The organism is Zunongwangia sp., assembly GCF_048269745.1.
In the GTDB taxonomy this organism is placed as follows: domain Bacteria; phylum Bacteroidota; class Bacteroidia; order Flavobacteriales; family Flavobacteriaceae; genus Zunongwangia.
The window spans coordinates 1-9,293 of record NZ_JBLXIB010000031.1; the positions used below are offsets into that span (position 1 = coordinate 1).

The following is a 9,293-nucleotide window of genomic DNA, read 5'->3' on the forward strand; positions in this document are numbered from 1 at the left end:
TCAGAGATTTTTTCTCATAGCGTACTCTCAGAGAATATCAAACTCAGTATGGACGGTAAAGGAAGAGCTATAGATAATGTTTTTATAGAACGGCTATGGAGAAGTGTGAAATATGAAAACATTTACCTTAATCCACCAGAATCTGGAGTAGGTCTATATCGGCAACTGAGTAACTATTTTGATTTTTACAACCATAGAAGACGGCACCAGGGAATAGAAAATGAAGTACCTTATAACCGATATTTAAAACAAGAAATAAAGGCTGCTTGATAAATGAAAAATAGAACTTAATTTAGCAGCTAAGCTGTCCTAACAAATGGGGGTACTTCATTAGAACAAAAACATAGTGGAATTTTCAAAGGTATACTCTATTCTAAATGGTATCTTAATTCAGAAAATCAAATTAAATACGACAATATAGAAATTTATTCAGATGGATATTTAAACAATGCCTTTATAGGAATTTGGAAAAACAATTCGACTGGAAATGAAAAAGTTTGTAACTGGGCTGATTATAGAGTACCGAAAGCAAACCAAGATTTTGATATTGGAGCTGGTGAATTTTCACCAAACAAAAAATATTTTAATAAAGGTTGGTCTAATTATACTCCATTAGAAGAAGATACGTGGTGGAAATAAAAGCAAGTTTCTTATAGTATATGAATCGAAAATAGGTGATTTAGAGTAAAAATATTAATGGATAATAAGTAGTAGATATTGATAAAATTGAAAAAGGCATTCAAAATTCAGACTTTTCACTAAATTTAGAGCCTAGTTAAAAATTCTAGTATATTTTCACGCAAACAAGTTTTAATAGTAATCAAAAATTATGAAAAAAAGCAGAAGCCTAGAAGAAATTAATCAAACAGAAAAAGATTACTGGAATGAATCGAAACTTGACAGAACAAAAATTAAAAAGTTAAGAAGACATGCTTTTTTCTACTCTTATAAAAGAGAAAAACATATTTTAAACGAATTACTCAAAGACTTTAATGATAAAGATGTATTAGAAATTGGTTCTTACACTTGGGCTTCATGGTTTAATGAAAATACAAAACCTAAAAGTCTATCTTGTATAAATATTTCTGAAAAAGAATTAGAAAAAGGAAAAAAACATACTGCTTCAAAAGACTTTCACATAAAACACTATTTGATGGATGCAAATGATCTAACTTTCAAAGATGAATCATTTGATATTGTATTTGGAGGCGCAATTCTTCATCATTTAGATATAAAGAAATCATTAGAGCATATTCATAGGGTATTAAAACCTGGTGGTAAAATCGTTTTTTTAGAGCCTTTAAATATGAATCCTTTATATAAAATTTATAGAAACATGAATCCCAAGGAAAGAACTCCAGATGAGCATGCTTTAGTTTCTAAAGATTTTGAAATAATAAAAGAAAAATTTACATTTAATCATTACTTTTTTGATTTCTTCACTGTTATTTTTGGATTCATTTCTTTAAAAATTTTTGGCGATAAAAAGTATGATAACTGGCTGAATAAATTTGGATATAACTTGGATGTAGCTTCTTCTAAAATCTCTTTTTTACACCCTCTATTTGCTAGAGTTATTATCTATGGAACTAAGAAATAGATTCATTCCTTATAATTCCGATATTACCGTAACAAATACCCTCCTATAATTTAGTTATTAAAATACCAAGTCAAAGTAAGTGATCGATAAATATAAAATTACTCAATCTTAGGTTTGGGATTATGTAATTTATATATGATCTTCTACTTTTTCTTCACAAGGATTTAAATAGCTGTTTTTTAGACATTAAAGGTGTATATACACTTTAATTATTCTATATCAAACAACGACAGATCTATAGCTTCCCCCATCACTTCATAACCTTTTTCATTTGGATGTAAATAGTCCCCAGAATGTAAACTATCAGCTAGCACATTAAGTTCTTCAGGATTCTCCAAAACTTTAGCAAAATCGATCACAGCATCAAATTCTCCGCTAGTTCTAATCCAGTTATTTACTTTTTGTCGTGCCTGTTCTCTAAATTCCTTATAATAGAAAGATTTTTTAATAGGGGTAATCGTCGCGCCATACACCTTAATATTTTTAGCATGTGCTTTCTTTATCATGGTTTTGTATGCTTCAATCAGATTATTGGCTACCTTAAAAGCAGATGTACTATCTGGTGTTCCACCAAGATCGTTTACCCCTTCCAGAATGATCAAATATTTAACCGCGTTTTGATTTAAAATATCACGATCAAATCGACTTAATCCTGTAGGGCCCAAACCACCTTTTAAAACACAATTTCCACCAATCCCCATATTAAGCACTCCTATATTTTTTGTTTCTGAATGCTGAATTAACCTCTCGGCTAAAATATCTGGCCAGCGGTTTTGTTTATTAGTCCCAGATCCACGGCCATCGGTGATTGAATTTCCCAAAATCGCAATGGCTGAAGCATCTTTTCCAGCTATAACATCAAGTGTATTTATCACATACCAATGGTCTGTAGTTATCGCATTCTCAAAATCATCTTCTTTAATATTCTGGTTTCCTTCGACTAAATAAGAAGTTGTCCTGGAACCAGGATGTCCGGTAATTTTTTCTGCAGTTTTACCAAATTTTATAGTAATCGCTAATCGGTCCCTGGGCTCAAATTCAAAGGCAAGTGCATCAGAGAATACTGCTTCTCCGGCAGGCATAGTGATTTCAGGGCTTCCATTAAATTTCAATGGTTTCACCGTCGAAATTTCAACTAGGGGTTGTTCCTTTACTATCGCAATCTCTACAGATTTCATTTCAACCGGCCGATCACTAAACTCATTAGAAAATTTTAAACGAATGGTTTTTCCTCCCAAAGACGGACTAATAATTTGGCGTAAGGTGTTTCCTGTTAATCCCGGTGACGGCGGAACATTTCTTGGCTCCACCAATTGCGGAGCGGTACTCCAACTGCCAACCCATTTTTCTTGATTTTCACTATTCTTTTTTGAAGTAGAATTAAAGGTTCCGCAAGATATTAAAGCCAAAAAAGATAATAATAAGAGCATCTTACGCTTTGCTCTAAAACTTTTTACGAATCTATATTTTAAATGTTGTAACATTCTAAAATCTTATTTATTTAAATTGAAGCTATTACTTCTTATTATCTTCTTCAGTTTTTACCGAAAATTTATATACTGTTTCTGAAGAGAACTCCTCTCCTGCCTGTATAACCACTGAAGGAAAATCAGGTTGATTTGGAGAATCGGGAAAATGCTGTGTCTCAAAACAAAAGCCGGAACGCTTTTCATAATTCCCTGATTGATTTGGAATTTTTAGACTCCCATCCAAAGAATTACCGGTGTAAAATTGCATTCCCGGTTCGGTTGTAAGAACTTCTAAAAAGCGGCCACTCTTACGATCATAAGCTGTTGCTGCTATACCTAGATGCTTAGTGTTTTCGCTATTTAAAACAAAGCAATGATCATAACCACCAGCTATTTTAAGCTGTTCATTATCATCGTCTATAGCTACATCTATTTCTTTTGGTTTTCTAAAATCAAAGGCACTGTCTTTTACCGGTCTAATTTCTCCAGTTGGTATGTTTCCTGAAGTTGGCAAAAAGGCATCGGCATTGATAAACACTTCATGATCGGTGATTTTCTTGTTAAAATCTGCCGTTAAATTAAAATAAGAATGCTGGGTTAAATTAATCACCGTTTCCTGATCTGAAACTGCATGATATAATATCTTTAACTCATTGGCATTGGTTAGTTCATAATAAACTTTCACTTTAAAATTCCCGGGAAATCCCATTTCCAAATGCGGACTATCATAGGTTAAAAGCACTTTAGAATCACTTAGCTTTTCTACTCTCCAAAAAACAGCATCAAAACCACCAATACCTCCATGCAGACAATTTTCACCTTCATTTTTATCAATCTCGAATGACTCTTCATTCAGGGTAAAACTTGCATTCGCTATTCGGTTGGCATACCTCCCAATTAAAGCACCGATAAAGGGATTGGATTCTAAATAATTCTCTTCGCTAAGGTTTAAAACAATATTACCAAAGTTTCCATTTCGATCTGGAACTTCAAGATTAGTAATTCGTCCACCATAATTAATTAAATTAAGCCTTAATCCATTAGCATTTTTAAGGAGATAGGACTCAATCTTTTTTTCAGTTTTAATACTCATTGCTATTTTTTAAAAGATAACCCCTACTTTATTTTTTCTAAGATAAGGCAGAGGTTAATAAAATCTATTGTAAAAATTTTACTGGGTTTGTTTCCATTTATCTGTTCTAAATGGTGATGCCGGTAAATCTTCCTTATTGTATAAATTTGCGTGCTCTGGATTATCAGCCCAGGCATATCTTACCGCAACGGGATGTTTTACATCTGGACTATAAACAACCACCTTATCGCCATCGATTTTAGCCTTTGCCCAAACAAATTGTTTATCGCTTCCAGCAATAGCAAAACCTTTTAAATCTTCATTATTTTTTATTTTTAAGCCACTGCCTACATAATCAAAATGTAGAATAATCGAATCATTTTTTATTTCTGAAGAATTATAAATTGGCCCGGAAGGTACTACTGAAGCATCTCCATAAGCCACATTCTTTGCTGAAGTAGCCAAGCGATCACTTACTGTTTTTTTATCTAAAGGATGTATATCATTCCATTCTCCAATATCAATAGCTACAGCCATACCGGTCTTGGGTAAATTTAAGGTCTCCTTTTGAGATTCCCGAAGTCTCGCCCAATTAGTATCTGTTGGATTTTCTTTACTTTCCATAAAGTTCGCGAGTTGAACAAATAGAAAAGGAAAGTTAGATGCCTGCTGATGCCAGTTTTCTCGCCAGCTCTCAATCATCTTTGGAAATAATTCACTGTATTTTTCTGGTTCACTGGTGTTCGATTCTCCCTGATACCAAATTGCTCCTTTAATAGAATAATTAAGCAAAGGGTGAATCATCGCATTGTAAAGACCTGTTGGTTTCCAACGATAAAAAGTTTGTGGTTGCAAAGCCTCTGTTGCTTTTCCTACTTTATATTTCCAAGTTCCTGTAAGATCAATGCTTTTTTCAGAAAAATTAATCTGATAAGGTTTATCTTTTACAAATCCGCCTACTCCCCTTTCGCTAATTAATTTTACAGTGATACTATTTTCACCTTCACGAAGAATATTTTCAGGAATATGGTATCTTCTTGGTGGGTATTGATAGGTAGTGTTCCCCACAAAAATACCATTTACAAAAACAGAATCGGCATCCACGAGCCTACCCATTAAAAGTCCAGCTGGTTTTGCAGAAAATTCAGCTGGTAAATCAAATTCTTTGCGAAACCATATCACTCCGTTTACCGGTTTTTTCAATAAACCGGGTAATTCTATTTCTTTCCAGTCGCTATCATCAAAATCAGAGCTTTTCCAATTTGATTTTATCCCAAGATCTTCTGTTGTTATTGTGGTGTACCAATTACGAATTCGGTCTTGATCCAGCCCCTCCAGACTATCAATAACACCTTCAGGTTTTAGCCTTTTTACTTCAGCAATTGCATCAGGAAAATTTTTAAGTGCTTTTTCGCTCATCCATGCCTCGACCGGAGAACCACCAAGACTGGCATCTATTAACCCAATGGGAATTTGGTATTCTTTATTCAGGTTTTTAGCAAAAAAATAAGGAATGGCTGCAAAATTCTTAATGGTGTTTTGGTTTACCGAAACCCAATTTCCGCCAGAAAGATCATCTAACTGTTCATTAAGATTATATTCTTTTGGCACCTGAAAATATCGAATTTCAGCATTATCAGCCGTTTTTATTTCTTCAGGATATTTAGGTGCTACACGAGACATTGGTAACTCCATATTAGACTGGCCAGAACACAACCAAACATCTCCTACATAAATTGAATCTAGCTTAATGCTATTCTTTCCTGAAATTTCCATAGTATAGGGACCACCAACCGAAGCATTTTCAAGCAAAATTTCCCATTTCCCTTTTTCTGCAATGGTTCTATAGCTTTTTTGCTGAAAATTGACATTAATCTGTTCTTCTTCTGAAGCCCATCCCCAAATACGAACATTGCTATTACGCTGTAAAACCATCCCGTCGCTTACCAGTTTTGGCAAGCGAACTTGGGCAAACAGCGTATTAGCAAATAAAAAAATGAAAATATAAAAAAAACGCATTGTTTAGTTTATTGAATCTTGAACAGCAGCGTTTATGGTTTGGATTGAGCCGTCATCATTAAAAGTAAGCTCTGTCATTTTCACACTTCTTAAAAATGTTTTTCCTTTTGAAAGGGAACTATCGTGGAAAAATAAATACCATTTTCCGTTAAACTTAACGATAGAATGATGATTGGTCCAACCTAAAACCGGTTCTAATATCACTCCCTGATAAGTAAATGGTCCATAAGGATTATCTGAAGTTGCATAAACAATTTTATGTGTATCACCGGTAGAATAGGATAAGTAATAAGTGTCATCCATCTTATGTACCCAGGCTGCTTCAAAAAATCGACGATCGTTATCACCGGTAAGAAGATCATTACCCTCTTTGTCTAAAATTTGTATTCTTTTAGGTTCCTCACTAAATGAAGCCATATCATCGCCTAATTTTGCGATTCTTGGTTCAATAGCCTTTACACTATCTGCCGGGTATATATCTTCATCTGCAAAACTTCCGGTTTCCCAACGCTGCAGCTGGCCACCCCAAATTCCTCCAAAATACATATAATATTCACCATCGGTATCTTCAAAAACCGCAGGGTCTATACTATAAGAACCTTCAATATAATTAGGCATTGCTTTAAAAGGGCCTTCGGGCTTATCTGCTACTGCTACACCTATTCTAAAAATATCGTCTTTGTCTTTTGCTGGAAAATAGAAATAGTATTTACCATCTTTTTCTGCTGCATCTGGCGCCCACATTTGGCGTGCTGCCCATTTTACATCATCAACGTCTAAAACTACGCCATGATCTGTAACTTCACCACCTGCACTATCCATAGAATACACATGATAGTCTCTCATATTAAAGTGATTTCCAAGGTCATCTTCAGGCACTCCAGAATCAAAATCGTGACTGGGATAAATATAGATTTTATCGTTAAATACATGGGCAGAAGGATCTGCAGTAAAATCTTTGGTTACAAGAGGTTCGGTTTCTACTCTTCGAACCTGATTTGTTTGAGTTGTTTCAGAAACTTCAGACTTTTCTTCTACTTTATCGTTATCGCCATTATTTTTACAAGATGTTAAAAGTAAGCCGGCTAAAATTGTAGAATACAAAGGGAGCTTATTCATTTTCAGTTAAGTTTTTAAATTATAACCCTAAATATACTAAAAATTAATCAATCGTATTCGTAAATATATTTTTTACAAAAAACTGAAAATCAACAAATTAAACATATTTAAAAAATATAAAGTGTCAAAAAAAGGAAATAAAAAGCAATCGATTGCGTAAAACAAATAAAAGGTTAAAATTTTAAAACCATTTAAGCCTAACTAAAGTAAAATTCGTAATTTGCTTAAAAGCATAGGATTTTTCTCTAGAAATATATTTAGGATGCAAATTAGATATGAACGATTAGCCGAAAGAACGAAAAATGAGCAAAAATAAGATTATTACAATTTATGATATTGCGAATGAGTTAAATTATTCTCCCAGCACAATTTCTAGAGCACTTAAAAATAATAAAAGTATTGGAAAAAATACGACAAAACAAATTCAGGAAACTGCTAAAAAGCTTGGATACCGACCTAATTCTTTAGCGGCAAGTCTTAGAAATAACAAGAGTAATAATATTGGTATTTTAATTTCAAAAATAAATCGACCTTTTATTTCCTCATTAATTAGCGGTGTAGAAAATTCAGCTCGGGCTGCAGGATATAACGTACTTATTAGTCAATCTAACGATAATTATAAAAATGAAGTGGCTAATGCTAAGGCTCTTTATGATAGTCGAATCTGCGGAATTGTAGCCTCACTTAGTATGGAAACTAAAAATGTTGATCATTTCAAGCAATTTATAGACCAAGACATTCCGGTTGTTTTTGTTGATCGCGTACCTCCAGAACTTAATTGCTACCGAGTAATTATTGATAATTACTCCGCTGCCTATAAGGCTACCGAACATTTAATTCAACAAGGATGTAAAAGAATTGCTCATTTTGCAGGAGCACAACATCTTAATGTTTATAAATTGAGAAAAAATGGCTATATAGATGCACTAAAAGCCTATGGTATAATTCCTGATAAAGAATTACTCATTTATATGAATACTTTGAGTTTTGAAGAGGGAAAAGAAGCTACTGCTAAACTCATAGATATGAAAAATCCACCTGATGGTATTTTTTCATCCAATGATACTGCGGCGGTAAGTGCAATCATGGAAGCTAAACAAAAAGGCATTAAAATTCCTGAAGAATTAGCCGTTATAGGCTTCAATGATGATCCTTTAGCTTTGATTGTAGAGCCTGCTCTTTCTACAGTTTCACATCCCGCTATGAAAATGGGAAGCTTATCTACGAAACGTATATTAGAACATGCAGATAAAAAAATAGAAAAAGGAGTTTCTGAAATTTCAATACTGGATACCGAAATTATTATAAGAGCTTCCAGTAAGCGATTAAAATAGCCAAATTACTATATTAAATTATTCGTAAATAATATTAATTTTTAAAAACCAAATAACAATAACTAGTATAAGTTCAGGATTATAATCACCAGAGCTAAAGATAGGAAAATTTCTATCAAATTTCAGCCATTTATTCTATACTTAATATTAGCAATCTCTACCTCTATAAATAAAACAAAAACTATTTGAGGCATATAATTCATCAAAAATAAACTGGGAGCATAAATAAAAAATCGGAATAAAAATTAGGCCTCTGGAATTAATATATAAACCCCATAAAACAGTAAAATCCGATTGTAATTATGATCATAATTACAATCGGATTTCCACTATAGCATAATAATGCTTGAATCACCTGCAGTGGAATATCAGTATACGTTATACTAAAACAAATAGATCCAACTATCTTTTCTCTTAGAATCGACTTTCATAAAGTATAAATTTTGCAAATCGACAAGATAAAAATTAGCAGCAATTTTTGTTATTATAATTTGTTCTGCATTGCCAATTATCAATAGCATACCATTTTCTTAATACTTATGTTGTTTTGAGTTTTTCATTTAAAAGTTGAAATAATCCTTGGCATTTCCATAGCAAATATTGGCAATGGTACTTCCTACCAAATCCATATCCTGGGGTAATTCACCCGAAGCCATTTCTTTTCCGAAGAGGTTACACAA

8 protein-coding genes are annotated in these 9,293 nt (G+C 33.2%); 3 read left to right on the forward strand and 5 right to left on the reverse strand.

Annotated elements, in window-relative coordinates; genetic code table 11:
* The coding region (locus ACN0WI_RS16625; protein ID WP_417888172.1) for an integrase core domain-containing protein at positions 1 to 270 on the forward strand (270 nt) is incomplete at its 5' end.
* A 559-nt stretch (positions 271 to 829) separates the two neighbouring features.
* Positions 830 to 1,600, forward strand: a complete 771-nt coding sequence (locus tag ACN0WI_RS16630; protein WP_417888173.1) for a methyltransferase domain-containing protein — start codon at positions 830 to 832, stop codon at positions 1,598 to 1,600.
* Between the two features lie 209 nt (positions 1,601 to 1,809).
* Here ACN0WI_RS16630 and ACN0WI_RS16635 read toward each other — a convergent pair whose 3' ends face one another.
* The 4 genes from ACN0WI_RS16635 to ACN0WI_RS16650 form a co-directional block, all read right to left on the reverse strand.
* Positions 1,810 to 3,084: an SGNH/GDSL hydrolase family protein gene (locus ACN0WI_RS16635; protein ID WP_417888174.1), complete on the reverse strand. Its 1,275-nt coding sequence runs from the start codon at positions 3,082 to 3,084 to the stop codon at positions 1,810 to 1,812.
* A 31-nt stretch (positions 3,085 to 3,115) separates the two neighbouring features.
* Complete coding sequence (locus ACN0WI_RS16640; RefSeq protein WP_417888175.1) at positions 3,116 to 4,162, reverse strand: aldose epimerase family protein; 1,047 nt, start codon at positions 4,160 to 4,162, stop codon at positions 3,116 to 3,118.
* Positions 4,163 to 4,240: 78 nt separating this feature from the next.
* The gene (locus ACN0WI_RS16645) at positions 4,241 to 6,160 is read right to left on the reverse strand and encodes a sialate O-acetylesterase (protein ID WP_417888176.1); all 1,920 of its coding nucleotides are present in this window, start codon (positions 6,158 to 6,160) and stop codon (positions 4,241 to 4,243) included.
* A 3-nt stretch (positions 6,161 to 6,163) separates the two neighbouring features.
* On the reverse strand, positions 6,164 to 7,279 hold the full coding sequence (locus tag ACN0WI_RS16650) for a glycoside hydrolase family 43 protein (RefSeq protein ID WP_417888177.1): 1,116 nt from the start codon (positions 7,277 to 7,279) through the stop codon (positions 6,164 to 6,166).
* Between the two features lie 302 nt (positions 7,280 to 7,581).
* Here ACN0WI_RS16650 and ACN0WI_RS16655 point away from each other — a divergent pair, with 302 nt between their 5' ends.
* Complete coding sequence (locus ACN0WI_RS16655) at positions 7,582 to 8,613, forward strand: LacI family DNA-binding transcriptional regulator (RefSeq protein ID WP_417888178.1); 1,032 nt, start codon at positions 7,582 to 7,584, stop codon at positions 8,611 to 8,613.
* A 560-nt stretch (positions 8,614 to 9,173) separates the two neighbouring features.
* On the opposite strand, the gene ACN0WI_RS16660 is transcribed toward ACN0WI_RS16655, so the two are convergent.
* A complete protein-coding gene (locus ACN0WI_RS16660) occupies positions 9,174 to 9,293 on the reverse strand; it encodes a glucuronate isomerase (protein WP_417888179.1) in 120 nt (39 codons plus the stop codon).